Origin of the sequence: Streptomyces sp. NPDC056835, from assembly GCF_042789485.1 — a bacterium.
Taxonomy (GTDB): Bacteria; Actinomycetota; Actinomycetes; order Streptomycetales; family Streptomycetaceae; genus Streptomyces.
This window is the reverse complement of sequence record NZ_JBHUBB010000002.1, coordinates 93721-118846: the sequence shown is the minus strand read 5'-3', so window position 1 is coordinate 118846 and position 25126 is coordinate 93721. Positions and strand designations below refer to the sequence as shown.

The following is a 25126-nucleotide window of genomic DNA, read 5'->3' as shown; positions in this document are numbered from 1 at the left end:
GACACGAATTGGAACCGGGGAGGGGTCATCCGCGAGGATGGGGGTATGAGCGCCCAGATTCTCGATGGCAAGGCCACCGCAGCCGCGATCAAATCCGATCTGACCGCCCGCGTGGCGGCCCTCAAGGAGCGTGGCGTCACACCCGGGCTCGGCACCCTGCTGGTCGGTGACGACCCGGGCAGCCGCTGGTACGTGAACGGCAAGCACCGCGACTGCGCCCAGGTCGGTATCGCCTCGATCCAGCGCGAACTGCCCGACACCGCGTCCCAGGCGGAGATCGAGGCCGTGGTCGCGGAGCTGAACGCCAACCCCGAGTGCACCGGCTACATCGTGCAACTTCCGCTGCCCAAGGGCATCGACACCAACCGGGTGCTTGAGCTGATGGATCCGGTCAAGGACGCCGACGGGCTGCACCCGATGAGCCTCGGCCGGCTGGTGCTCAACGAGACGGGGCCGCTGCCCTGCACCCCGTACGGCATCATCCAGCTGCTGCGCCACCACGGCGTCGAGATCAAGGGCGCGCATGTCGTGGTCGTGGGGCGCGGGATCACCGTCGGCCGGTCGATCCCGCTCCTGCTGACCCGTAAGTCCGAGAACGCGACGGTCACGCAGTGCCACACCGGCACCCGTGATCTGTCGGCGCACCTCAAGGAGGCCGACATCATCGTGGCCGCCGCCGGGGTGCCGCACATCATCAAGCCCGAGGACGTGAAGCCGGGTGCGGCCGTCCTCGATGTCGGGGTCAGCCGGGACGGGGACGGCAAGATCGTCGGCGATGTCCACCCGGACGTCGCCGAGGTGGCAGGCTGGATCTCGCCGAACCCGGGCGGCGTCGGTCCGATGACCCGAGCCCAGCTGCTCGTCAATGTGGTCGAGGCGGCCGAACGCGCCGTCGCGGACGCGGGCTGAACGCGAGCCGAACCGGAACCGGAAAGGGGAGCCACTGATGGGTGCTGGTACGAGCGCGGGCGACGCGGCCCGGTCGCGGCGCGGGACACGGCAGGCGTCGGAGGCCGACGGGCAGGCGGTCACGGAGCCCGCGTCGGTGGTGGCCGCGGGGCCTGTGGTGCCTGTGGTGCCCGTGGTGCCTGCGGTCCCGGACACGACCGACTCGGGTACAACCGACTCGGGTACGACCGACTCGGGTACGACCGACACCTCGGGCGACACCTTGGGCACGACCGACGCCCTTGACGCCCCGGACGGGACCGGCACTCCGGACGGGAGCGGCACCTCGGACGGGAGCGGCACCTCGGAGCAGCGCGGCCGGCGCTTCTCGCTCACCCGGGACACCGCACGCCCCGAGGGCGGCGGCCGGGCCGCGCCCTCGGACGCCTCGGCGCCCGTCAGGCAGTGGCCGCTGCTCAGCGTCCTCGGGACGACCGCTCTCGGACTGCTGATCGTCGGCACGCACCCCTTCGCGGAGGCGTTCCGGGTCGGCACGATCCTGATCGGCGTGGCCCTCATCGGCGGCGCCGTCCTGCGGCGCGTACTGCCCTCCGTGGGCATGCTGGCCGTACGGTCGCGCTTCACCGACATGCTCACGTACGGCCTGCTGGGCCTCGCGATCGTGCTGCTCAGCCTGATGACGCAGCCCAAGCCGTGGCTGGAGATCCCGTTCCTGGAGGACGTCGTCCACTCGTCGGTTCCCTAGCGTGTGCCACGGCGGCGTGTGCCATGACCTGTGACGGCGGCCCGTCCTCTCCCCCGGGGAGGACGGGCCGCCGTACGTGTGCGGCCCGATCACGCGATGAGGCGGATCACTGGGGGTTGCGCAGCCGGCTTCATGTGGTCTTGCCGACGACGCCGTCGGCCGAGATCCTCTGGTCATTCTGGAACCTCTTGACGGCGGCCGCCGTGTTGGCACCGAAGACGCCGTCCACGCCCTTCGGGTCGAAGTCCCAGCCGAGGAGCATGCACTGCGCCTCGGTGACGTGGCTGCCCGTGTTGCCCACGCCGATGACGGCGGTCATGGTGCTGCTGTAGTGCGCCGTCCAGCCGTAAACGTTGTTGGCGCGGGGTGGACCGCGCCGCCCGGTGTGCACCACAGACTGTTCCGCGTCACCTCGTACCGCCGCCAGGCAACCCGTCGAACCGGGCATCTGTGGGACGCGCGCGACTCTGACCTGTGGGGACGCCGCATCCCATGGGATGTCGTGGGACGCCGTGGGCCGGTTGTCGCGGTGCGGTGGCCTGTCCGGATGGCGGCGGCGCGTGGCCGCCCGCGGGACCGGGTGTTGCGAGGCCGCCGTCCGGGGGGAGGAAAGGGGACGAGGAACTCTGGAGGGTCCGATCACGCATGAGGTGGACATGGTGAACAGGAGTGTCTGGGCCACGCGCGCCGGGCGGCGCCCGCGTCGTGAACACACGTGATGGCACTCGTCATCTCCCCCGAGGAAGGACCGGCCCCGGCCGCCAGTAAGGACCGGACAGACGTCACGGACCGGCCAGGATCATTCATGGTTCGCCCGGTGCCCGCGGCACGGAAGTGACTATTCCGCCGTGGTGTGATCAATGGGCAACGGATGCGAGACTGTGCGGGGTTCGGTACGGGGGCGCGCAACGGGGCGTGAAGACCGTCCCGAATGCTCCTGTGCGCTGTCGATCGAGGAACTGACATCCTTGCCCGGTGCATCCCCGTGGGTAGCCCGAGACGGGCGGCCCACGGCGGTGAGTGACCGGGGGAGGGCGCCACCGGCCGCCGGGGAGGGCGACGGGGCGGCGGGGGATGACAGCGCGGGGCACATTTACCACGTGCGGGGGGACAAGGGGGAGGCACAGAATGCCTCGTTGGAAGGCGCTACCGGAGGGGCTCGATCCGGAGGTCAGCGAGTTCACGAGCCAGCTGCGCGGGCTCGTCGACCGCAGTGGCCTGAGCATCGCCGCCGTGTCCGACAGGACCGGCTACAGCAAGACGTCGTGGGAGCGCTATCTGAACGGGCGGCTGCTCGCGCCCAAGGGCGCGATCGTCGCGCTGGCCGAGGTGACGGGCACGCATCAGGGGCATCTGACCACGATGTGGGAGCTGGCGGAGCGCGCCTGGAGCCGGTCCGAGATGCGCCACGACATGACGATGGAAGCGATACGGATCTCCCAGGCGCGGTCGGCGCTCGGGGAGTTCGGCCAGAACCCGGCCGGCGGCTCCGGCAGGCAGGGGGGAGGCTCCGGCAGGGCGGCCGGCGGCTCCGGAAGGCCGGGCGGTTCCGCCGGCCCGGGTGGGCCCGGCGGTCCGGCGGGCCGGCCGGCCGGTGCGACCGTCGACTTCGGTGCCGTACGCGGGCCCGGGGTGCCCTCCGTACCGCAGCAGCGCGGTCCCGGCGGTCCGCCGCGGCCCGGGGGCCCGTCTCCCGCCGGGCCGCCGCCGGTGGCGGGGGGCCGCGAGCGCGGACGGCGCAAGATGACGATCTTCGTCGCGGGTGTCGTGGGCGCGGCGCTGGTGATAGCCGGCGCGGTGCTGCTGACCGATCTCGGTGGTGACGGCGGTGAGCGGACCGTCGCCGAGTCCCCGTCGCCCTCGCCGTCCAGCAGCGCCCCCGTACTGCCGGCCGGGGTGAAGTGCGGCGGCGACGCCTGCACCGGGAAGGACCCCGAAGAGATGGGATGCGGCGGCGAGTTCGTCGAGACCGTCTCCAGCGCGACCGTCGGTACGACCCTGATCGAGGTCCGCTACAGCAAGACCTGCTCGGCGGCCTGGGCCCGGATCACCCAGGCGGCCTTGGGCGACGAGGTACGGATCACCGCGGGCGGGGAGACGAGCGGCCAGACCGGCGAGGTCGAGACGGCCACGAACGCCTACACCCCGATGGTCGCCTCACCGGACTCCGCGGGCGCCAAGGCATGCGCGACCCTCGCCTCGGGCGAGACGGGCTGCACCCCGGTACGGTGACCCGGGCCCACGGGCCGCACCCCGGTACGCCACGAGGCCGCCGCACCCCGGCACGCGGCGAGGCCGCCACGCCGCCGCGCCGCGAGGCCGCGAGGCCGCCACGCCGTCCCGCCCCTGTCGTGAGCCGTGCCACAAGGGTGCGTGGGTCCGGGGTGTCCCGGGTCGGATAGCCTGACCGCTGGATATCTCTTCACGTCAAGATTCAGTTCAGCGACGGGGAGATGTCCCCGCACCAGGGGCAGGGACCCCCACCGCCAGCTGTCTTACGGAGATCGCCATGACCCGCACTCCCGTGAATGTCACCGTCACCGGCGCGGCCGGCCAGATCGGCTACGCGCTGCTCTTCCGCATCGCCTCCGGCCATCTGCTCGGCTCGGATGTGCCGGTCAAGCTGCGTCTCCTCGAAATCCCGCAGGGCCTCAAGGCCGCCGAGGGCACCGCGATGGAGCTGGACGACTGCGCCTTCCCGCTGCTCAGCGGCATCGAGATCACGGACGACCCGAACGTCGCCTTCGACGGCGCCAACGTGGCGCTGCTGGTCGGCGCCCGCCCCCGTACCAAGGGCATGGAGCGCGGCGATCTGCTCGCCGCCAACGGCGGCATCTTCAAGCCGCAGGGCAAGGCCATCAACGACCACGCCGCGGACGACATCAAGGTCCTCGTCGTCGGCAACCCGGCCAACACCAACGCGCTGATCGCGCGGGCCGCCGCGCCCGACGTACCGGCCGAGCGCTTCACCGCGATGACCCGCCTCGACCACAACCGCGCCATCTCGCAGCTCGCCGCGAAGACCGGCGCCGCCGTCTCCGACATCAAGCGGCTGACGATCTGGGGCAACCACTCCGCCACGCAGTACCCGGACATCTTCCACGCGGAGATCGCAGGCAAGAACGCCGCGGAGACCGTCAACGACGAGGCGTGGCTGGCCGACACGTTCATCCCGACCGTCGCCAAGCGCGGTGCGGCGATCATCGAGGCCCGCGGCGCCTCTTCGGCCGCCTCCGCCGCCAACGCCGCCATCGACCACATCCACACCTGGGTCAACGGCACGGCCGAGGGCGACTGGACCTCCATGGGTATCCCGTCGGACGGTTCCTACGGTGTCGAGGAGGGGCTGATCTCCTCCTTCCCCGTCACCACCAAGAACGGTGCGTACGAGATCGTCCAGGGCCTGGAGATCAACGACTTCTCGCGGACCCGGATCGACGCCTCGGTGCGGGAGCTCGCCGAGGAGCGCGACGCGGTGCGCGAACTCGGTCTGATCTGACCCCCACTCACCACTTCCTCCGCTCACCTCTTCCCTCACTCACCTCTTCCCCCGAACGCCCCCGGTTCTCGCCGGGGGCGTTTTCGGTGTCCGGGGAGCCGCCGGAAGGCCGCAGCGCACCTGCGAGCTGTTGCGTACGTCCACCCGAATGTAGTACTTCTTATACATGAGCGAGCAGGTTCACAATAGGCTGGCGGTCGTCAGGGCCGAACGGAAGGTGTCCCGGCAGCAGTTGGCCGAGGCGGTCGGGGCCCACTACCAGACGGTCGGCTATATCGAACGGGGCCAGTACAACCCCAGCCTCGACCTGGCGCTGAGGATCGCGGAGTTCTTCGGCCTCCCCGTGGAGGCGCTGTTCTCCCTCGAACCCTTCAGCCCGCTCACGGACGAGGTCTACGGGAGGAAGCAGTGATGACCACAGGACTGACCAAGTACGACCGGAGCCTGTACGCGGTGATGAACAGGCGTGAGGGGCGGCCGTTCTACGCGACGGCCGCCCGCAGGCGCGCGGTCGTCTGTGCGCATATCGCGCTGACCGCCATTGGGAGCGCTGCCTGGATCACCGCAGTCTTCGCCGAGCGGATGTGGCCTCTCTTCGTCCTCTTCGGGGTGCTGCTGCCGTGGTGTGTCGCGAACGGCGTGATCAATGGAGCCACGCGCGGGCTGCTGGAACTGCGCAGCCGTGCGCTGGACGAGCGTCAGCTCAGGGAGCGCGACCGCGTCCTCGCGCGCGCCCACCGGCTGACCTCGCTCCTGCTGCTGGCCGCCGCCGTCGGCACCGGTGCGCTCAGCTGGCTCGGTGACGTACGGGTCGAGGCGCTGATCGCTCCGGTACTGGTCGAGGTGTTCATCGTGCACGCGCTGATGCCCCACTGGGTGGCCGGACTGACGGTCCCGGACGAGCCAGACGAGGACTGACCGGCGGACCGCCGGTCCGGCACGGGGGTGCGGACCGGTGGACACGCCCCGGCCGGGTGACCCCGAGCACTTCGGGTCACCCGGTACGCATGCTTTCCGCGCCTTGGGGCAGGCGCCCGGATCGCCAGTTCTTGCTGGTGGTGAACGCTCCGGGAATGGAAGGCGATACGCGACGTGTCGGCACAACAGACGATTCATGTGGACGGAAAGTGGCGTGAAGCCGCCTCCGGCGCCACACGGGACATCCTCGACCCCGCCGACGCGACGGTCCTCGCCGTCGTGTCCGAGGGCGGCGCCGAGGATGCCGACGCCGCGATCGCCGCCGCGCGTACGGCCTTCGACGAGGGCCCGTGGCCCCGTACCCCGGTCGCCGAGCGGGCCCGGCTGCTGCGGACCACCGCCGATCTGCTGATCCGCAACCGCGAGAAGATAGCGCTGCTGGAGAGCAGGGACTCGGGCAAGACCCTGGAAGAGGGGCGCGTCGACGTCGACTGTGTCGCCGACGCCTTCCGCTACTTCGCGGATCTCGTGATGAACGAGAGCGGCGGCCGGGTCGTCGACGCCGGCTCGGACACCGTCCACAGCGTGGTCGTCCATGAGCCCGTCGGTGTCTGCGCGCTGATCACCCCCTGGAACTACCCGCTGCTGCAAGCGAGTTGGAAGATCGCCCCGGCGCTCGCCGCGGGCAACACCTTTGTCGTCAAACCGAGCGAGCTGACCCCGCTCACCACGGTCGACCTCATCGACCTGCTCGCCGAGGCGGGCCTGCCGCCCGGCGTCGCCAACCTGGTGACCGGCGCGGGTGACCCGGTGGGCGCCCGGATGTCCGAACACCCGGACGTGGACCTCGTCTCGTTCACCGGCGGGCTCAGCAGCGGTACGCGGGTGATGCGCGCCGCCGCGCCCGGCGTGAAGAAGGTCGCCCTCGAACTCGGCGGCAAGAACCCGAACGTCGTCTTCGCGGACGCCTGCGCCACCGACGAGGGGTTCGACACCGCCGTCGACCAGGCGCTGAACGCCGCGTTCATCCACAGCGGCCAGGTCTGCTCCGCCGGTGCGCGGCTGATCATCGAGGCGTCCGTACGGGAACGCTTCGTCGGTGAACTCGCCCGCCGCGCCGGGCGGATCCGCCTCGGACGCGGCACGGAGCGGGGCGTGGAGTGCGGACCGCTCGTCTCCGCGCGGCAGTTGGCGAAGACCGAGGAGTATGTCGCGTCCGCCCTGGCCGAGGGCGCCGTGCTGCGCTCCGGCGGCAAGCGGCCCGAGCCGTCGGACGTCCGGCCCGCCGAGGGCTATTTCTACGAGCCGACCGTGCTCGACCAGTGCCACCGCGAGATGCGGGTCGTACGGGAAGAGGTCTTCGGACCCGTGCTGACGGTGGAGACCTTCCGTACGGAGGACGAGGCCGTGGCCCTCGCCAACGACACCGAGTACGGGCTCGCGGGCGGCGTCTGGAGCGCGGACCCGGGGCGCGCGCGGCGCGTGGCGGGACGGCTGCGGCACGGCACCGTCTGGATCAATGACTTCCACCCGTATCTGCCGCAGGCGGAGTGGGGCGGCTTCGGCAAGTCCGGCATCGGACGGGAGCTGGGGCCCGCGGGGCTCGCCGAATACCGCGAGGCCAAGCACATCTACCAGAACCTCGCACCGCGCCCGGTCCGCTGGTTCGCGGGCTGACGACCCCGCGTCACCGCAAGCAGAGGAGCAGATCCAGCCATGGGAACCACGGTCGCGCCCGAGCCCGAGCCCGCGTACGAGCCGACGCCTGACTATGTGTACGACTATGTCGTCGTCGGCGGCGGCACCGCCGGGTCGGTGATCGCCTCCCGCCTCACCGAGAATCCGGATATCACCGTCGCCGTCATCGAGGGCGGCCCCTCCGACGTAGACCGCCCCGACGTGCTGACGCTGCGGCGCTGGATGGGCCTGCTGGGCGGTGAGCTGGACTACGACTATCCGACCACCGAGCAGCCGCGCGGCAACTCGCACATCCGGCACAGCAGAGCCCGGGTGCTCGGCGGCTGCTCCTCGCACAACACGCTGATCGCCTTCAAGCCGCTGCCCTCCGACTGGGACGAGTGGGCGGCGGCGGGGGCCGAGGGCTGGGACGCCGCCGCGATGGACCCGTACTTCGGCCGGCTGCGGAACAACATCGTGCCGGTGGACGAGCGGGACCGTAATCCCATCGCCCGTGACTTCGTGGACGCGGCGCGCGACGCGCTGGGCGTCCCGCGCGTCGAGGGCTTCAACAAGAAGCCCTTCCACGAGGGCGCCGGCTTCTTCGACCTCGCGTACCACCCGGAGAACAACAAGCGGTCGTCGGCGTCCGTCGCGTATCTCCATCCGTTCCTGGACCGGCCGAACCTGCAACTGCTGCTGGAGACCTGGGCGTTCCGGCTGGAGCTGGCGGGCACGCGCGCCACGGGCGTGCGCGTACGGACGGCGGACGGCGAGGAGCGGCTGATCGAGGCCCGGCGCGAAGTCCTCGTCTGCGCTGGCGCCGTGGACACTCCTCGGCTGTTGCTGCACTCCGGCATCGGACCGCGCGCCGACCTGGAGAAGCTCGGCATACCCGTCGTCCACGATCTGCCTGGTGTCGGGGAGAACCTGCTCGACCACCCCGAGTCCGTGATCGTCTGGGAGACGGACGGGCCGATCCCGGAGAACTCGGCGATGGACTCCGACGCGGGGCTGTTCGTCCGGCGCGATCCGGCGGCCGAGGGCCCCGACCTGATGTTCCACTTCTACCAGATCCCGTTCACCGACAATCCGGAGCGGCTGGGGTACGAGCGCCCCGCGCACGGCGTGTCGATGACCCCGAACATCCCCAAGCCGCGCAGCCGCGGCCGGCTCTACCTCACGAGCGCGGACCCGGAGGTCAAACCGGCCCTGGACTTCCGCTACTTCACCGACGAGGACGACTACGACGGCCGGACCCTTGTCGACGGCATCAGGATCGCGCGGCGGGTCGCCGCCGCCGAGCCGCTGGCGGCCTGGCTGAAGCGGGAGGTCTGCCCGGGGCCAGAGGTCACCTCCGACGAGGAGCTGAGTGAGTACGCCAGGAAGTGCGCGCACACGGTGTACCACCCGGCGGGCACCTGCCGGATGGGCGCCGCCGGCGATGAACAGGCCGTGGTGGCACCCGATCTGAGAATCCGGGGGCTTGAGGCCATCCGTATCGCCGACGCGTCCGTCTTCCCGACGATGCCCGCGGTGAATCCCATGATCGGGGTCCTGATGGTCGGCGAGAAGTGTGCCCAGCTGCTGACCGAGGCCCGCGACGAGGCTCATGACGATCAGAAGGGCCCGAAGCGATGAGCGACGCGGAAACACCGGAGACAGCGGAGACAGCGGAAACACCGGAGACAGCGGCGACATCGGCGGAGACGGCATACGGGGACGATCCGGCGGGCAGGGACCTCACCCCGCCCGGCACGGAGAGCGAGGTGCGGGAACGGCCGCCGGTCTTCGCCGTACGCGACCTCTGGAAGGTCTTCGGCCCCAAGGCGGACCGCGTCCCCGGCGACCCGGAACTCGCCGCACTCGATGCCGCCGAGCTGCGCGACCGTACCGGCTGCACCGCCGCCGTACGCGATGTCTCCTTCGACGTCCGCAAGGGCGAGGTCTTCGTCGTCATGGGGCTGTCGGGCTCCGGCAAGTCCACGCTCGTCCGCTGTCTGACGCGGCTCATCGAGCCGACCGCGGGCGCCATCGCCATCGACGGCGAGGACGTGCTGTCGATGGACAGGGCCCGGTTGCGCGAACTGCGCCGCCACCGCGCCGCCATGGTCTTCCAGCACTTCGGTCTGCTGCCGCACCGCTCGGTCCTCGACAATGTCGCCTACGGCCTGGAGATCCAGGGCATGGGCCGGGCCCAGCGCCGGGAGAAGGCGGCCGAGGTCATCGGGAAGGTCGGCCTCGACGGGATGGAGGACCGCCGTCCCGGCCAGCTCTCCGGCGGTCAGCAGCAGCGTGTCGGGCTGGCACGCGCGCTCGCCGTCGACCCTCAAGTGCTGCTCTTCGACGAGCCGTTCAGCGCCCTCGATCCGCTGATCCGCCGGGACATGCAGGAAGAGGTCATCCGGCTGCACCACGAGGAGCACCGCACGATGGTCTTCATCACGCACGATCTGACCGAGGCGCTGCGCCTCGGCGACCGGATCGCGCTGATGCGTGACGGCCGTGTCGTACAGCTGGGCACGCCGGAGGAGATCGTGGGCCGGCCCGCCGACGCGTACGTACGGGACTTCGTCCGTGACGTACCGCGCGAGCAGGTCATCACCGTCGGGGCCGCCATGCGGCGCCCGCTGGCGGGCGACGCCGGCTCCGGGCCCGCGCTGGCGCCGACCGCGACCGTCTCCGAGGCGATCGAGGCGGTCGCGCGCTCCGGGGACGCGGCGGCGCGCGTGGTCGACGGGGGCAGGCTGCTGGGGGTCGTGGACCGCGAGTGCCTGCTGAACGTGGTGGCGGGAACGGCGGGCATGACGGGTCCCGGGGAGCCGCCCGGAGTGCCCGGAGTGCCCGGAGCCCCCGGAGCGAGGGCGGAGGCCGGAAAGGCGGCGCTCCGATGACCGCCGCGACCTCCGCGACCACCGCGCCCGTCGACCGTACGGGCCCGCCCGCCGCGCTTTCCTCGGCCCGCGACCACGCGCTCGGCAAGCTGCTGCCGTTCGTCCTGTTCGCCGTGGTCCTCGTACCGCTGGCCCTCACCCGCTGGCCGGGCACCGCCTGGCCCGACGCCCTGACCGTCGATCTGTCCGGGCCGCTCGGCGGCGCCAGCGACTGGATCATCGACAACCGCGACAGTCACCCGCTCTTCCTCTACCTCTTCGGGCACATCAGCAACGCCGTCGTGCTCTCCGTGCGCGGCGTGTACCTGCTGCTGCTCGCGGCCGGCTGGGCCGGGGTCACCGCGGCGGCCGGGCTGATCGCCTGGCGCGTCGCGGGCGGGCGCCTCGCCCTCACCGCCGTCGTGTCGTTCGCCGTCTGCGGGGTGCTCGGTATGTGGGTGCCCACCATGCAGACGCTTGCTCTCATGGTGGTCGCCGTCACCGCGTCCGTGGTGCTGGGAGCCCTGCTCGGCCTCGCCGCCGGGCTCTCCGACCGGTTGTACCGGGCGCTGCGGCCACTGCTCGACACCATGCAGGTCCTGCCCGCCTTCGCGTATCTGTTGCCTGTGGTGCTGGTCTTCGGCATCGGCGTCCCGGCGGCGGTCCTCGCGACCGTCGTCTACGCGGCTCCGCCGATGGCCAGGCTGACCGCGCTCGGGCTGCGCGAGGCCGACCGCGGGGTGATGGAGGCCGTCTCCTCGCTCGGCGCGACCGCCCGGCAGCGGCTGCTGACGGCCCGGCTGCCGCTCGCCCGTAAGCAACTGCTGCTCGGTCTCAACCAGACGATCATGATGGCGCTCTCGATGGCCGTGATCGCGTCCGTGATCGGCGCCGGAGGACTCGGCGACCGGGTGTACCAGGCGCTGGCGTCGGTCGATGTGGGCGCGGCGCTCGCGGCGGGGCTGCCGATCGTCCTGCTCGCGGTGGTCCTGGACCGTACGACGGCGGCGGCCGGTTCCGGCGCCGGGGACCGCGGCGTGCGCGGCCGGGGTCGCTGGGGCGGTTGGGGTGGCTGGGGCCGCTGGTGTGTGGTGGCCGTGGTGACCGCCGCGGTCGCCGTCGCCGGGCGCCTCGCGGACCGGCTCGACTGGCCCGAGACCTGGACCGCGAACATCGCCGAGCCCGTCAACCGGGCCGTCGACTGGATGACCGCCCACCTCTACTCCGGAGTCCCCGTCATCGGCGGCACCGCCGACTGGGCCGGCCGCTTCACCACCTGGGTGCTCGACCCGTTGCGCGGCGGCCTCCAGGCGCTGCCCTGGTGGACGGTCCTGCTGCTGGTCGCCGCCCTCGCGCTGCTGATCGGCACCTGGCGGACCGCGTTGATCGCCGTACTCGCCATGGCCGCGATCGGTGTCCTCGGGGTGTGGAAGCCGTCGCTGGACACGCTTTCGCAGGTACTGGCGGCCGTCGCCGTCACGCTCGTCATCGGCTTCGCCACGGGCATCGCGGCGGCCCGCAGCTCCCGGGTGGAAGCACTGCTCAGGCCCGTCCTGGACGTCTTCCAGACCCTGCCGCAGTTCGTCTATCTGATCCCGGTGGTCGCGCTCTTCGGCGTCGGGCGCGCCCCGGCGGTCGCCGCGGCCGTCGTGTACGCGCTGCCGGCGGTCGTCCGTATCACCACCCAGGGCCTGCGCCAGGTCGATCCGGCCGCCATGGAGTCGGCACGCTCGCTCGGCGCGACCGGCGGCCAGCAGCTGCGCCAGGTCCAACTGCCGCTCGCGGGGCCCGCGCTGCGCCTCGCGCTCAACCAGGGCGTCGTGCTGGTGCTCGCCGTCGTCATCATCGGCGGTCTGGTGGGCGGCGGGGCGCTCGGGTACGACGTCGTGTTCGGGCTCGCCCAGGGCGACTTGGCGACCGGCCTCGTCGCGGGCGCGGCCATCGTCTGCCTCGGTCTGATGCTCGACCGGGTGACCCAGCCCACGGAACGCCGTACGCCACGCGGTAGGCCACGTCGTACGGAACGCCGTACGCCACGCCCTACGGAACGCCGTACGCCACGCCCTACGGAACGCCGTACAGAACGTCGTACGGAACGTCGTACGGAACGTCGTGCCGACCGGACCAGGAAGGCGGCCTGACATGGCTCGTACCCGTACCCACGCGGCTCTGGCTCTCGCTTCGGCCGGTGCCCTGCTCGCGGTCACCGGCTGCGGCGCGGCCGACATGACCAAGCAGGCGTCCCCGTACGCCAACGCGCAGGGCGCGAAGACCGTCACCCTCTCCGTGCAGTCCTGGGTCGGCGCGCAGGCCAACGTGGCGGTGACCTCGTATCTGCTCGAACACGAGCTGGGCTACCGCGTGGACACCGTCCAGGTGGACGAGGTCCCCGCCTGGGACGCCCTCAGCCAGGGCCGGGTCGACGCGATCCTGGAGGACTGGGGCCACCCGGAGCAGGAAGCGCGGTACGTCGAGGAGAAGAAGACGATCGCGCCGGGCGGCGGCCTCGGGGTGACCGGCCATATCGGCTGGTTCGTACCGACGTACTTCGCCGAGCGGCACCCGGACGTCACGGACTGGCGCAACCTCGACAAGTACGCCTCCCAGCTGCGCACCGCGGAGAGCGGCGGCAAGGGCCAGCTGCTCGACGGCTCGCCGTCGTATGTCACCAATGACAAGGCGCTGGTGAACAACCTGGATCTGGACTACCAGGTCGTCTTCGCGGGCTCGGAGGCGGCGCAGATCACCCAGATCAAGCAGTTCGCCAAGGAGAAGAAGCCCTTCCTCACCTACTGGTACAAGCCGCAGTGGCTGTTCCAGAAGGTGCCGATGACGGAGGTGAGGCTCCCGGCGTACAAGGAGGGCTGTGACGCCGACCCCGAGAAGGTGGCCTGTGCCTATCCGCACACCCCGCTCCAGAAGTTCCTCAACGCGGACTTCGCGAAGAAGGGCGGGAGCGCGGCCCGGTTCCTGGAGAACTTCACCTGGACGACCGAGCAGCAGAACGAGGTCGCCCTGATGATCGCGGAGCAGAAGCTCTCCCCGGAGGAGGCGGCCGCGAAGTGGGTCACGGCGAATGAGCCGACCTGGAAGAAGTGGCTCACGAAGTAGGCGGAAGGGGCCGGCGGCGAAGTAGGAACGGGGGCCGGGGCCCGACGATGGCGGAACGGCTCGTCGTCGGGCGTGGCCACCCCGGCGGCAAGGTTCGTGAGCCGCGGTTCACTCCCGCAGTGGAAGACTCGTCGGACCAGGAAGCTCCTGGGCGAGACGGTCGATCGGCGTTTGTCCTCAGAGGCCGCGCGCCTCATGACGCTCCGGCGGATGGACCCTCGCCGGGCGCGTGACCTCTCGACTCGCTGGGGCGATCAGTGCTTGAACTGGCCGGGGGTGTAGTGGCCCGGGGCCATCCGGGTGGTCACCCCGAACCGGTTCCAGGCGTTGATCACCGTGATCGCGGAAATCAGATGGGCCAGCTCGGTCCCGTCGAAGTGGGCCGCGGCCTTCTCGTACACCTCGTCCGGCACGAAACCGTCGGTCAGCACGGTGACCGCCTCGGTCAGCTCGATCGCCGCGATCTCCTTCGGCGTGTAGAAGTGCCGCGACTCCTCCCAGGCGCTGAGCTGGATGATCCGCTCCACCGACTCACCGGCCGCCAGCGCGTCCTTGGTGTGCATGTCGAGGCAGAACGCGCAGTGGTTGAGCTGGGAAGCGCGGATCTTGACCAGTTCGAGGAGGGTGGGATCGACGCCCTGCCGGGCCGCCGCGTCCAGCCGGACCATCGCCTTGTAGACCTCGGGGGCGAGCTTGGCCATGTTCAGGCGGGGGCTGTGCTCCGGGGCGTACTCCGTGGACGCGCTCGCCTTGTCCGCCGTCGCCTTGTCCGCCGTCGCTGTGTCTGTCCTGGTCGTGTTTGTCGTCGTCATGGATACGACGCTACGCGCCCAGTGGCACCCCGGTATGGTCCACTTCCATGACGGATTCCTGGGCCAATACGTCGATCGCCGGTGTCGATCTGCATCTGGAGCTGCGCGGTTCCGGGCTGCGCTCCGGGCTCATGGACGCCCTGCGCGACGCCGTCCGTACGGGCCGCCTCGCGCCCGGCACCCGGCTGCCGTCCTCCCGTTCGCTCGCCGCCGATCTGGGCATCGCCCGCAACACCGTCGCCGACGCGTACGCCGAGCTGGTCGCCGAGGGCTGGCTCACCGCGCGGCAGGGCTCGGGGACCCGGGTGGCCCGGCGCGCCGCACCCCGCAGAGCCGCGCCCGCCGCGCCCAGAACACGGCCGGTCGTACGCGGGCCCGCGTACAGCCTGATGCCGGGCACCCCCGACCTCGCCGCGTTCCCCCGGGCGCAGTGGCTCACGGCCGCCCGCCGGGCGCTGACGGCCGCGCCGCACGAGGCCTTCGGGTACGGCGACCCGCGGGGCCGGATCGAGCTGCGTACCGTCCTCGCCGACTATCTGGCGCGGGCGCGCGGCGTGTACGCCGACCCCCGGCGGATCATCGTCTGCTCGGGCTTCGTCCACGGTCTGTCCCTGCTCGGTAAGGTCCTGGCCGCGCGCGGGGTGCGGGCGGTGGCCACCGAGGCGTACGGCCTCGATGTGCACCGGAACCTGCTGACCGGGGCCGGGCTGCGGACCCCCGCGCTCGCGGTGGACGCGCGCGGCACGCGGACCGAGGACCTGGCGGAGCTGTCCGCCCCGGCGGGCGCCCGTGGCGTCGGCGCGGTACTGCTGACACCCGCGCACCAGTTCCCGACGGGTGTGGCGCTCCACCCCGACCGGCGCGCGGCGGTTGTGGACTGGGCGCGCGGTACGGGCGGGCTGATCGTGGAGGACGACTACGACGGGGAGTTCCGGTACGACCGCCAGCCCGTCGGCGCCCTTCAAGGGCTCGACCCCGAGCGGGTCGTGTACGTCGGCACGGCGAGCAAGTCCCTGGCGCCGGGGCTACGGCTCGGATGGCTGGTGCTGCCCGAGGAGTTGACCGGGGACGTGGTGGCGGCGAAGGGGGAGGTGGAGTGGGCGTCGAGCGCGCTGGACCAGCTCACGCTCGCGGAGTTCATCGCCTCGGGCGCGTACGACCGTCATGTCCGTTCCATGCGGCTGCGCTACCGCCGCCGCCGCGACCAGCTCGTGGAGGCGCTGGCGGACCGGGCGCCCGGCATCAGCGTGAGCGGGATCGCGGCCGGCCTGCACGCCGTCCTCGAACTGCCAGCCGGCAGCGAGCGGTCGGTCGTCGGGGCGGCGGCCTGGCAGGGGCTCGCGCTGGAGGGCATGTCCCACTTCACCCACCCCTCGGCCCCGCCGGGGCGCGACGCCCTGGTGGTCGGCTACGCCACCCCGCCGGACAGCGCGTGGACGGGCGCGCTGGACGCGCTGTGCCGCGTACTGCCGTGAGCCGCGCGGGGGGTCGCGCCGGGGGTCGCGGCTGGGGGCGGGCTCGTACCGCCGTACCGGGTCCGTAGGGAGTAACGGGGCGTGACAGCCCCTGGGGCCCGGCCTACGCTGATCATCACGGCATCGCGTGTCGGTCACCGTCCGGGTGAGGCATGGAGGTGTCCGTGAATTTGTCCTTACGGAGGCATTTCACCGTGCCAGTCCAGCTGAATCACACCATCGTCCATTCCAAGAACAAACGGGAATCCGCCGAGTTCCTCGCGCGGATCCTCGGCCTTGAGGTCGGGGACGAGTGGGGCCCGTTCATCCCCGTGGAACTGAGCAACGGCGTCACCCTCGACTTCGCGAACACTCCGGAAGAGTCCATCGTCACGCAGCACTACGCCTTCCTGGTCACCGAGGCCGAGTTCGACGGGATCTTTCAGCGGATCCAGGACGCCGGGCTCACGTACTACGCCGATCCGCACCGCGAGCGACCGGGCGAGATCAACCACAACGACGGTGGGCGCGGCATGTACTTCCTGGATCCCGCGGGTCACGCGTTGGAAGCGATCACCCGCCCCTACGGATCAGGCGCGAGCTAGGGCGTGTTGCGAAAGTCCCGCCTGGCTCGCGACGCCCGGCACGCACGCTCGCCGCGTTGTCGGAGTCGTCCACGTACGTCCAGTACGCGGACGATCCTCCGCCTTGCGATCGCACGCACCGGACGCCGCGAGCCCCGCCCTGCGGGCGGACGGCGCTACTTTCGCAACACGCCCTAGGCCCTGCCCGGACCCACAAGAACCCGACCCACACCGCGTCGCCCCCCCGGGGCCCGCCCCCGGGCGGACGGCGTCGGCCGGTGCGCCGCACGAGAGTTCGCGGGTCGTGGTGGTCTGCCCCGTATGGTCCGCGGGCACTGAGGGCGCGCGGCTCGCGCCGCTTCGGTCGGTACGTGCCGTACCGGCGAACCAACCGTTTGCACCGGCCAATTGTAGTTATACAATCCCACCGCGGAATTGTGATCGCGGCACCGAAAACCGGGGGGTTACGGACATGGGATTCGAGCAGGGGTGGGCTCCGTCGCACGGCGGGCCGACCGCCTCCATGCAGCTCAACAGGGTCCCCGACGAGGACCGCCCGCCCGTGTCGCCGCCGGGCGGGGGCGCCCCCAATCTCGCGTCGACGCCGGCCCAGAAGCGCGCGGCCGCGAACACGATCGAGACGGAACTCCAGCCGAACACCAAGAAGGCCGGAGACTGGGCCGACGGGTCGATGACCAGCGCGATCAGTGCTTTCTCCGGCTGGGCCACCGCCACCGGGCTGAAGACGGTGCAGACCACCTGGGAGAGCCAGGTGAAGACTCTCGTGGGACGGCTGAACACGGAGAAGGGCGCCCTGCGGGCGACGGTGACCATCTTCACGCAGACCGATGTCGACCGTCGCGGCACCATCAGTGGCATCCCGTCGAACTTCGACAAGTACTGACCGACGTACTGACGTTCCGACGCGCGGACACCGAACCGCCGCCCCGTCGCGCCGCGTCCCGATGTCAGGACCGTGTGACGTACCCACGTAGTCTCCCGGGGGAAAGACCAGCATGCTGACGTATTACGAGGTCATGACCACCGACTTCGGTGGGCTGAACACCGCCGCCGACAAGTGGCAGGAGATGGCCGAGGAGTTCCACAAGGTCGAGAAGCGCTACCGCGACAGCGTGCAGAAGATCACCATGGACGGCACCTGGCTGGGCGACAGCTCCGTCCGCGCGCACACCAACTTCGCCGCGACGCGCTACGAGTACACGGCCGCACAGACCCAGGCGAAGGCGACCGCCACCCTGCTGCGCAACGCGCACCAGCAGTTCACCGAGCTCAAGAAGCAGTTGGAGAACGCCCGCGCCGACGCGATCAAGGCCGGTATGAAAGTCTCGGAGCAGGGCAACGTCGCGTTCGACTACGCCGCGCTCACCGAAGCGGAGCGCGCCGCGACCCGGCACGACCCCGACTACGCCAAGAGCATCCGGGAGAGCGAGCAGTCCTGGGTGGAGTACATCAAGTCGTGTGTCAAGGCGGTCGATGACGCCGACAAGGACCTGAAGAAGGACCTGGAGGCCGTCGTCAAGGACGGCCAGGGAAGCAAGAACGACGCAACGCCCGGTACCGGCTTCAACGGCGACGCCGGCGCGGTGGCGAAGTCCGACGACAAGCAGAAGCAGGATCGCCTCGACCTCGCGTGGCTCGAAAAGCGCGACAACGAGACCCTTGACGACTACATCAAGCGCCTGCAACGCGACGGCATGACCCGCCTCACCGGCAACCCCGAGCTGGCGAAGCTGGTGTCGCAGGTGTCGAACGGCGCGATCACGGTGGGCGCGTTCGCCGGCGCCCTCACCGCGGCCGGCCTGTACTCGTACAAGCTGGTCAAGGTGATGAAGGGGCAGATCCCCAACGCCCCGGGCACCCTGATCAGCCGCACGATCAACACACGTCTCGCGGGTGCGCCTCCGGGCAGTCTGCTCGGCCGTGTCCCGCCCGGCATGATCACGGCACTGACCGGATCGGACGAAGCGGCCATGTTCGGCGGCTACATGCGCAACGGCGCCTTCTTCATGCCGACGGCCTCCGAGGCCAACCTGGCCAGGGTGGCGTCGCAGGGCGGCCTGGCGAACGCCGCGAAGGCGGCGGGCTGGCTGCGCGGAGCCGGCGTGGTGGGCGGTGTCGCGTCGACGGCGTACGGCGTCGCGAACCTCGCGACGTACGACACCGACATGATCAAGGCGAATCCGTCGAAGTTCGCGACCGACCTCACCGGGACCGCGTTCAGTGCCTCGATGACGGCTCTGACCGTGGCCCCCAACCCGGTTACGCTCGGTCTGGCCGTCGGTACCGGTGCGGCCTACGCGGGGGCCCTGATCTGGGACAACCACGAGGCCATCGGCAAGGGCATCGAAAAGGCCGGGGACTGGGTCGGCGACAAGGCGTCGGACATCGGAGACGGTATCGCCGGCGGGGCGAAGAAGCTGGGCAGCGCCCTCAACCCGTTCGACTGAAGGAGACCGATGCATACCGCCACCGCCCCGATCACGCTGGAGTTCTGGAAGGAGGGCCGCACGCACGAGCGGCGCGCCGGCTACCGGGGCACCTCACCGGAGTTCGGCGAGATCGTGCTGACCTCCCCGCTGCCCAGGAAGACCACCCCGGGCAGCGTGGTCTCCGAGGTACGCGGCACCCTCATCCCCACCGCGACGTTCGAGACCCGCGGCATCCACACCGAGGCGGCGGACCTGCCGACGCTCAACCGGTCCACCCTCAGGGTCGGCGACGCGATGGTGTACCTGCGGCGCAACCGCTTCGCGCTGACGCACAAGGCCCGTGCCCTGCACTTCAAGTACGGCGGGGACCACTACCGGCTGTGGGCGGTCAACCGGAAGCAGTACGTGCTGCGGCGGGAGGCCGACAACGAGGACCCGGGCGTCTCCGTCACGGCCAAGCAGTCCGGTATCGGCGCGGGCAAGAAGCTGGTGGTGGGGTTGACGGGCCGGGCCGTCGCCGCGGACATCGCGCTCGTCACGCTCTTCGCCGGTGTGGACCGCGCCCCGCTGACCAGGGGCGGCGCCATACGGTCCGCCTTCGCGCGGTCCACCCGGCTCTTCGCGGAGAGCCAGTCCTGAGCGCGTTCCGGCTGGAACACGGTGCCGTGTCCCGGCTGGAACGCGGCACCCGACGACCCATCCGACCAGTAGCAAAGCGAGTGTTCCGCCCATGCCTTCGTACGACATCACCCGGCCCCGTTTCCGGCTGACCGACGAGCACGTCATCGTCCTCACCGAGCTGGCGACCGACCGGCCCGTGCCCGACGAGTACACCGCGGCCAGGGACGAACTACGGCGGTGCGGTCTGCTCAGCCAGGACGGTGAGCTGTCCGTTCTGCTGCTGCCCCTGATGAAGACGCTGGTCAACCCGGTCGTGGTCATCTCGCTGGAGGCCACGGGCCGTCAGGGCACCCTGAACCACGGGCTGATCATCGGGGACGACCATGTGGTCGCCCACCAGTCCTGGCCCGGCGAGCGTGAGGCCGAGTACACGACGGTCGAGCCGAAAACGCTGGTCTGGGCGATGGCGAACATGGTGAACCTCCAGCAGTCCGCCGCCGTGCGCGACGCGGGGCTCGCCGTCGTGGAGACCACCATGGCAACGCTCGAAGCGGGCGTCGGCAGTGTGGCGGACGTCCCCGCCGCCGCGTCCGGCGGAACGGAGCGGGAGCACATCCGCGCCGCCCTGGAGTCGGCCGGCACCCTGGAAGAACCGGCGCTCGCGCTCTTCGCCGACATGATCGGCGAGCTGCGGTCGAGCTGGCGCATGACCGCGGCCTGGCGGGGCCGGGACGGTGGCCAGGACGGCGTCGCGGTCCGCGGCTTCGGCGTCTGGGACTGCGGCCCGCTGGGCTACTGGCACCGCGAGCTGCCCGCGGAGCCGGTCGCCCCGGGGCAGGTCGGCCCCGAGAGCACGGTGCGGCTGACGCGGACGGACGCGAAGCGGGTCTGGGAGATGATCACGGATCTGCTGCCGGCGGAGGGCGAGATCCGGCGCGCCGCCTGAACCGCGCCGCCTGAACCGCGCCGCCGGAGCCGCGCCGCCGGACGGCAGCGCCCCGGTCGGCCGGGACGGATCATCTCAAAAGGTACGTACGCGTTCCAGTGGGGCAGTGGTCGAGGAATGACCTCGTACCGCCCCTACGGCAGCGCGGTGGGGCCGCTTATTGTGGTCCCAACAACGGGGGAAGGGGCGGGGACATGGCCGCTACGCGTCAACGGAGACTGAGGTCGAGCACGGTCGTGCTCGGGAGCATGGGGGTCCTCGCCGTCACGATCACGTCCTGCGGCTCGGACCCGGACAAGCGGTGCGCCGACCGGACGACCCGGCAGACCCTGCCCAGCTCCGAGTGCAAGAGCGGCGGCAGCGGCTCGTACTACTACGGCGGATCGAGCAGCAAGGGCAAGGTCGACGGCGGCAGCTTCGACAAGTCGGCCGTCGACCGGGGCGGAATCGGCTGCTCCTCCGGCTCCGGTGGCGGCTGAGTGGTCCTGGCCTGCCGACCGTCGACGCGCTGATGAAACGTCACACCACTGAGCCCCGCCCCGACTGGCAGCGGATTGTCGAGGAACAGGGCGTCATCTACCCGCTCACCCGCTACCCGGACGACTCGCTGCGGCCGTACTGGGACGAGAGCGCCTACTACTCCTTCACGCTGCCCGAGGTCGAAGCGCTCGAAGAGGTCGTCGAAGAACTGCACGCGCTGTGCCTGGGCGCCGCCGCGCATATCGTCGAACACGACCGCTTCGCCGACCTCGGCATCACCGACCCCCGGCTCGCCGCCCTGATAGCCGAGTCCTGGCGGCGTCGCGCCGAACTGCCCTCCATCTACGGGCGGTTCGATCTGCACTACGACGGCACGGGTCCGGCCAAGATGCTGGAGTACAACGCCGACACCCCCACCTCACTGGTCGAGGCCGCGAGCGCCCAGTGGTTCTGGATGGAGGACCGCTTCCCCCACGCCGACCAGTGGAACTCACTGCACGAACGTCTGGTCGCCGCCTGGAAACGGCAGTCCGGCCTCCTCCCGCCCGGCCCGGTGCACTTCGCGCACTCCGACGGCGACGAACTGGGCGAGGACCTGATGACGGTCGCGTATCTGCGCGAGACCGCCGAGCAGGCCGGCCTGGACACGGAAGCGCTCTCCGTCGAACAGATCGGCTGGGACCGGCTGTCGGGCCGTTTCGTGGACGACCGGCTGCGCTTCATCCGCAGCTGCTTCAAGCTCTACCCCTGGGAGTGGCTGGCCACCGACCGCTTCGGCCCGTACGTCCAGGACACCCTGGACAACGGCGGCGGTACGGGCACCACCTGCTGGATCGAACCCGCCTGGAAGATGCTCCTCTCCAACAAGGCGCTCCTGGCGATCCTCTGGGAACTCCACCCCGGCCACCCCAACCTGCTGCCCTCCTACCTCGACGGCCCCCGCGAACTGGCCGCCTCCCGAGGCTATGTGGCCAAGCCCCTCCTCGGCAGGGAAGGCGCGGGCGTCACGATCCACGAGCCGGGGGCGCCCCCGGTGCTACGCGACGAGCCCTGCTGCTACCAGGAGTTGGCGCCGCTGCCCGACTTCGACGGCAACCGCGTGGTGCTCGGCGCGTGGGTGGTCGAGGACGAGGCGGCGGGCCTCGGTATCCGCGAGTCCTCGGGCCTGATCACCGACGAGTACGCCCGCTTCCTGCCGCACGTGATCCTCTAGGGCGGGTCGCGCCCGGGTCCTGTCCGACCGGACAGGACCCGGACCCTCCGGACGCGGGCGCACGCGCGTGTTGAACTCCGCCGGGCAGACAGGACTTCCGAAACACGCCCTAGTCGGCCAGCACCGCCCGGAGCTGGTCCAGGCCCCAGTCCAGATCCTCCTTGCTGATCACCAGCGGCGGCGCGATCCGGATCGTGGAGCCGTGCGTGTCCTTCACCAGCACACCCCGGTCCATCAGCCGCTCCGAGATCTCCCGGCCCGTCCCGTGCGACGGCACGATGTCCACCCCCGCCCACAGGCCCCGGCCGCGTACCGCCTCCACGGCGCCGCCGCCCGTCAGCAGGCCCAGTTCGTGGTGGAGATGATCACCCAGCTCCGCCGCGCGCTGCTGGAACTCGCCCGACCGCAGCATCGCGATGACCTCCAGCGCCACCGCGCAGGCGAGCGGATTGCCGCCGAAGGTCGAGCCGTGCTCGCCGGGGCGGTACACGCCGAGGACATCGGCCGAGGACACCACCGCAGACACCGGCACCACCCCGCCGCCCAGCGCCTTACCGAGGACATACATGTCGGGCACCACGCCCTCGTGCTCACAGGCGAAGGTCTTCCCCGTCCGGCCCAGGCCCGACTGGATCTCGTCCGCGACGAAGAGCACGTTCCGCTGCCGGGTCAGCTCCCGCACCCCGGCGAGATAGCCCGCCGGCGGCACCAGGACCCCGGCCTCGCCCTGGATCGGCTCCAGCAGCACGGCCACCGTGTTCTCGGTCATCGCCGCGTCCATCGCGGTGAGATCCCCGTACGGAACGATCTCGAAGCCGGGCGTGTACGGGCCGAAGTCCGCCCGCGCCTCCGCGTCCGTCGAGAAGCTGACGATCGTGGTCGTACGGCCGTGGAAGTTATTGGCCGCGACGACGATCTTCGCCATGCCGTCCGGCACGCCCTTGACCCGGTAGCCCCACTTCCTGGCGGTCTTCACCGCGGTCTCCACCGCCTCCGCGCCCGTGTTCATGGGCAGCACCATCTCCATGCCGCACAGCTCGGCCAGCTGTGTACAGAAGTCCGCGAACCGGTCGTGGTGGAACGCGCGAGAGGTGAGCGTCACCCTCTCCAGCTGCGCCTTCGCGGCGTCGATGAGCCTCCTGTTGCCATGGCCGAAATTGAGCGCCGAGTACCCGGCCAGCATGTCGAGGAAGCGCCGCCCCTCGACATCGGTCATCCAGGCGCCGTCCGCCGAGGCGACCACGATGGGCAGCGGGTGGTAGTTGTGCGCACTGTGGGCCTCCGCCGAGGCGATGGCACTCTCCGTTGTCGACACGGGTTTCTCCGATCGGTCAGGACAAGCTGTGCGGGACAAGCTCTGCGGTACAAGCTGTGCGGTACAAGCTCTGCGGTGCGGGCGGGGTGAGGCCCTACTTTCTATCGTCGCTCGCAGTGTGGACGAGGAAACCTTGCCCTGGGCATGCCCTGGCTGAACAGAGGCCGGACGCCGGGCGACCGCCGGCCCCGCCGTCCGCCTCCTCTCCGCACCGTCCCCGCCCGGTCTTCGCCCCCTACTCCGTTCCCGACCTGTCGGTCGTACCTGAGAGAATGGTGAACATGGCCTCTGATCGTCCCCGCGCGCTCTCCGGAATCCAGCCCACCGCAGGCTCGTTCCACCTCGGGAACTACCTCGGCGCGGTGCGCCAGTACGTCGCGCTGCAAGAAACCCACGACGCCTTCTACATGGTCGTCGACCTGCACGCGATCACCGTTCCCCAGGACCCCGCCGAGCTTCGCGCCAATACCCGTCTCGCCGCCGCGCAGCTGCTCGCCGCCGGTCTCGACCCGCAGCGCTGCACGCTCTTCGTCCAGAGTCATGTGCCCGAGCACGCGCAGCTCGCCTGGGTCATGAACTGCATCACCGGCTTCGGTGAGGCCTCCCGGATGACGCAGTTCAAGGACAAGTCCGCGAAACAGGGCGCGGACCGCGCCACGGTCGGGCTCTTCACGTACCCGATCCTCCAGGTCGCCGACATCCTGCTGTACCAGGCGAACGCAGTCCCGGTCGGTGAGGACCAGCGGCAGCACGTCGAGCTGACCCGCGATCTCGCCGAGCGCTTCAACAGCCGCTTCGGACCGACGTTCACGGTCCCGGCGCCGTACATCCTCAAGGAGGTCGGGAAGATCTACGACCTCCAGGACCCGGCGGCCAAGATGAGCAAGTCGGCGTCCACCCCCAAGGGCCTGATCAATCTGCTCGACGAGCCGAAGGCCACCGCGAAGAAGATCAAGAGCGCGGTCACCGACACCGGCTCGGAGATCCGGTTCGACACCGAGAACAAGCCGGGAGTGAGCAATCTGCTCACGATCTACTCCACGCTCACGGACACCACCGTCGCTGAGCTGGAGGAGAAATACACTGGTAAGGGCTACGGTGCGCTGAAGACGGACCTGGCGGACGCGATGGTCGAGTTCGTCACCCCGTTCAGGTCGCGCACCCAGGAGTATCTGGACGATCCGGAGACGCTGGACTCGATCCTGGCCGAGGGCGCGGACAAGGCCCGTACGGTCGCGGCCGAGACCCTGGCGCAGACCTACGACAGAGTCGGCTTCCTCCCCGCCAAGCACTGACGGAGTACGGGCCGCGCACCGACGGAGTACTGGCGCGGTACCGAGGAGCACCGGCGGCGCACCGGCGCGGAGGCCGCCCCGGAGCGGAGACACCGGAGGTCAGTGGGGTGCACGAGCACGGAACGCCACCGCGTCCCACGGCTCCGGTCGCCGCTGGCGGGCCGGGCGGTGCGACCGTCACACTGGCGAGCGGCGGCGAAGACACAGACCATCGACACATGGAC

At 70.7% G+C, this 25126-nt stretch carries 22 protein-coding genes and 1 pseudogene; 20 read left to right on the top strand and 3 right to left on the bottom strand.

The annotated features are described in order from the left end of the window. Nucleotides 1–45 precede the first annotated feature (45 nt). Entirely contained in the window at nucleotides 46–909 is an 864-nt protein-coding gene (locus tag ACFRMN_RS03025; RefSeq protein ID WP_383012374.1) for a bifunctional methylenetetrahydrofolate dehydrogenase/methenyltetrahydrofolate cyclohydrolase, read from the top strand. Between the two features lie 37 nt (nucleotides 910–946). Then, nucleotides 947–1654: a DUF3017 domain-containing protein gene (locus ACFRMN_RS03020; protein WP_383012371.1), complete on the top strand. Its 708-nt coding sequence runs from the start codon at nucleotides 947–949 to the stop codon at nucleotides 1652–1654. Nucleotides 1655–1784: 130 nt separating this feature from the next. On the opposite strand, the gene ACFRMN_RS03015 is transcribed toward ACFRMN_RS03020, so the two are convergent. Then, the gene (locus tag ACFRMN_RS03015; RefSeq protein ID WP_383012368.1) at nucleotides 1785–1973 is read right to left on the bottom strand and encodes a peptidoglycan-binding protein; all 189 of its coding nucleotides are present in this window, start codon (nucleotides 1971–1973) and stop codon (nucleotides 1785–1787) included. Nucleotides 1974–2782: 809 nt separating this feature from the next. On the opposite strand from ACFRMN_RS03015, the gene ACFRMN_RS03010 reads away from it, so the two are divergent. The 9 genes and pseudogenes from ACFRMN_RS03010 to ACFRMN_RS02970 all read left to right on the top strand — a co-directional run bounded on the left by ACFRMN_RS03010 (nucleotide 2783) and on the right by ACFRMN_RS02970 (nucleotide 13732). Then, a complete protein-coding gene (locus ACFRMN_RS03010; protein ID WP_383012365.1) occupies nucleotides 2783–3886 on the top strand; it encodes an XRE family transcriptional regulator in 1104 nt (367 codons plus the stop codon). 277 nt (nucleotides 3887–4163) lie between these two features. Beyond that, the gene (locus ACFRMN_RS03005) at nucleotides 4164–5153 is read left to right on the top strand and encodes a malate dehydrogenase (protein WP_351420613.1); all 990 of its coding nucleotides are present in this window, start codon (nucleotides 4164–4166) and stop codon (nucleotides 5151–5153) included. A 166-nt stretch (nucleotides 5154–5319) separates the two neighbouring features. Then, on the top strand, nucleotides 5320–5565 hold the full coding sequence (locus tag ACFRMN_RS03000) for a helix-turn-helix transcriptional regulator (RefSeq protein ID WP_365750804.1): 246 nt from the start codon (nucleotides 5320–5322) through the stop codon (nucleotides 5563–5565). After that, entirely contained in the window at nucleotides 5565–6071 is a 507-nt protein-coding gene (locus ACFRMN_RS02995; protein ID WP_383012361.1) for a hypothetical protein, read from the top strand. The genes ACFRMN_RS03000 and ACFRMN_RS02995 overlap by 1 nt, the downstream gene beginning before the upstream one ends. 174 nt (nucleotides 6072–6245) lie before the next feature. Continuing rightward, entirely contained in the window at nucleotides 6246–7748 is a 1503-nt protein-coding gene (locus tag ACFRMN_RS02990) for an aldehyde dehydrogenase family protein (protein ID WP_383012358.1), read from the top strand. Nucleotides 7749–7787: 39 nt separating this feature from the next. Continuing rightward, nucleotides 7788–9389 (top strand): GMC family oxidoreductase, encoded by a 1602-nt coding sequence (locus ACFRMN_RS02985; protein WP_383012356.1) that lies wholly within the window; start codon nucleotides 7788–7790, stop codon nucleotides 9387–9389. Further along, nucleotides 9386–10642: a glycine betaine/L-proline ABC transporter ATP-binding protein gene (locus ACFRMN_RS02980; RefSeq protein ID WP_383012353.1), complete on the top strand. Its 1257-nt coding sequence runs from the start codon at nucleotides 9386–9388 to the stop codon at nucleotides 10640–10642. The genes ACFRMN_RS02985 and ACFRMN_RS02980 overlap by 4 nt, the downstream gene beginning before the upstream one ends. Further along, nucleotides 10639–12624: pseudogene (locus ACFRMN_RS02975) on the top strand (ABC transporter permease); the annotation flags it as partial. The gene ACFRMN_RS02980 and the pseudogene ACFRMN_RS02975, both read left to right, overlap by 4 nt. A 139-nt stretch (nucleotides 12625–12763) precedes the next feature. Beyond that, nucleotides 12764–13732, top strand: a complete 969-nt coding sequence (locus ACFRMN_RS02970) for an ABC transporter substrate-binding protein (RefSeq protein ID WP_383012350.1) — start codon at nucleotides 12764–12766, stop codon at nucleotides 13730–13732. Nucleotides 13733–13986: 254 nt separating this feature from the next. Here the strand turns inward: ACFRMN_RS02970 and ACFRMN_RS02965 are convergent, their stop codons facing one another. After that, on the bottom strand, nucleotides 13987–14544 hold the full coding sequence (locus ACFRMN_RS02965) for a carboxymuconolactone decarboxylase family protein (protein ID WP_383012347.1): 558 nt from the start codon (nucleotides 14542–14544) through the stop codon (nucleotides 13987–13989). A gap of 47 nt (nucleotides 14545–14591) precedes the next feature. Here ACFRMN_RS02965 and ACFRMN_RS02960 point away from each other — a divergent pair, with 47 nt between their 5' ends. From ACFRMN_RS02960 to ACFRMN_RS02925, 8 genes are all read left to right on the top strand, one after another. Next, nucleotides 14592–16019: a PLP-dependent aminotransferase family protein gene (locus ACFRMN_RS02960; protein ID WP_383012344.1), complete on the top strand. Its 1428-nt coding sequence runs from the start codon at nucleotides 14592–14594 to the stop codon at nucleotides 16017–16019. A 194-nt stretch (nucleotides 16020–16213) separates the two neighbouring features. Then, on the top strand, nucleotides 16214–16603 hold the full coding sequence (locus tag ACFRMN_RS02955; protein ID WP_383012341.1) for a VOC family protein: 390 nt from the start codon (nucleotides 16214–16216) through the stop codon (nucleotides 16601–16603). A 451-nt stretch (nucleotides 16604–17054) separates the two neighbouring features. After that, the gene (locus ACFRMN_RS02950) at nucleotides 17055–17486 is read left to right on the top strand and encodes a hypothetical protein (RefSeq protein ID WP_383012338.1); all 432 of its coding nucleotides are present in this window, start codon (nucleotides 17055–17057) and stop codon (nucleotides 17484–17486) included. Between the two features lie 112 nt (nucleotides 17487–17598). After that, on the top strand, nucleotides 17599–19050 hold the full coding sequence (locus tag ACFRMN_RS02945; protein WP_383012335.1) for a hypothetical protein: 1452 nt from the start codon (nucleotides 17599–17601) through the stop codon (nucleotides 19048–19050). A 9-nt stretch (nucleotides 19051–19059) separates the two neighbouring features. After that, entirely contained in the window at nucleotides 19060–19671 is a 612-nt protein-coding gene (locus tag ACFRMN_RS02940; protein ID WP_383012332.1) for a hypothetical protein, read from the top strand. Nucleotides 19672–19762: 91 nt separating this feature from the next. Then, nucleotides 19763–20599: a histidine kinase gene (locus ACFRMN_RS02935; RefSeq protein WP_383012329.1), complete on the top strand. Its 837-nt coding sequence runs from the start codon at nucleotides 19763–19765 to the stop codon at nucleotides 20597–20599. Between the two features lie 194 nt (nucleotides 20600–20793). Further along, a complete protein-coding gene (locus ACFRMN_RS02930; protein ID WP_383012326.1) occupies nucleotides 20794–21078 on the top strand; it encodes a hypothetical protein in 285 nt (94 codons plus the stop codon). A gap of 32 nt (nucleotides 21079–21110) precedes the next feature. Further along, nucleotides 21111–22292 (top strand): glutathionylspermidine synthase family protein, encoded by a 1182-nt coding sequence (locus tag ACFRMN_RS02925; RefSeq protein WP_383012323.1) that lies wholly within the window; start codon nucleotides 21111–21113, stop codon nucleotides 22290–22292. A 109-nt stretch (nucleotides 22293–22401) separates the two neighbouring features. Here the strand turns inward: ACFRMN_RS02925 and rocD are convergent, their stop codons facing one another. Next, the gene (gene rocD, locus ACFRMN_RS02920) at nucleotides 22402–23607 is read right to left on the bottom strand and encodes an ornithine--oxo-acid transaminase (protein ID WP_383012320.1); all 1206 of its coding nucleotides are present in this window, start codon (nucleotides 23605–23607) and stop codon (nucleotides 22402–22404) included. Nucleotides 23608–23888: 281 nt separating this feature from the next. On the opposite strand from rocD, the gene trpS reads away from it, so the two are divergent. After that, nucleotides 23889–24902: a tryptophan--tRNA ligase gene (gene trpS, locus ACFRMN_RS02915; protein WP_383012317.1), complete on the top strand. Its 1014-nt coding sequence runs from the start codon at nucleotides 23889–23891 to the stop codon at nucleotides 24900–24902. Nucleotides 24903–25126: the final 224 nt, after the last annotated feature.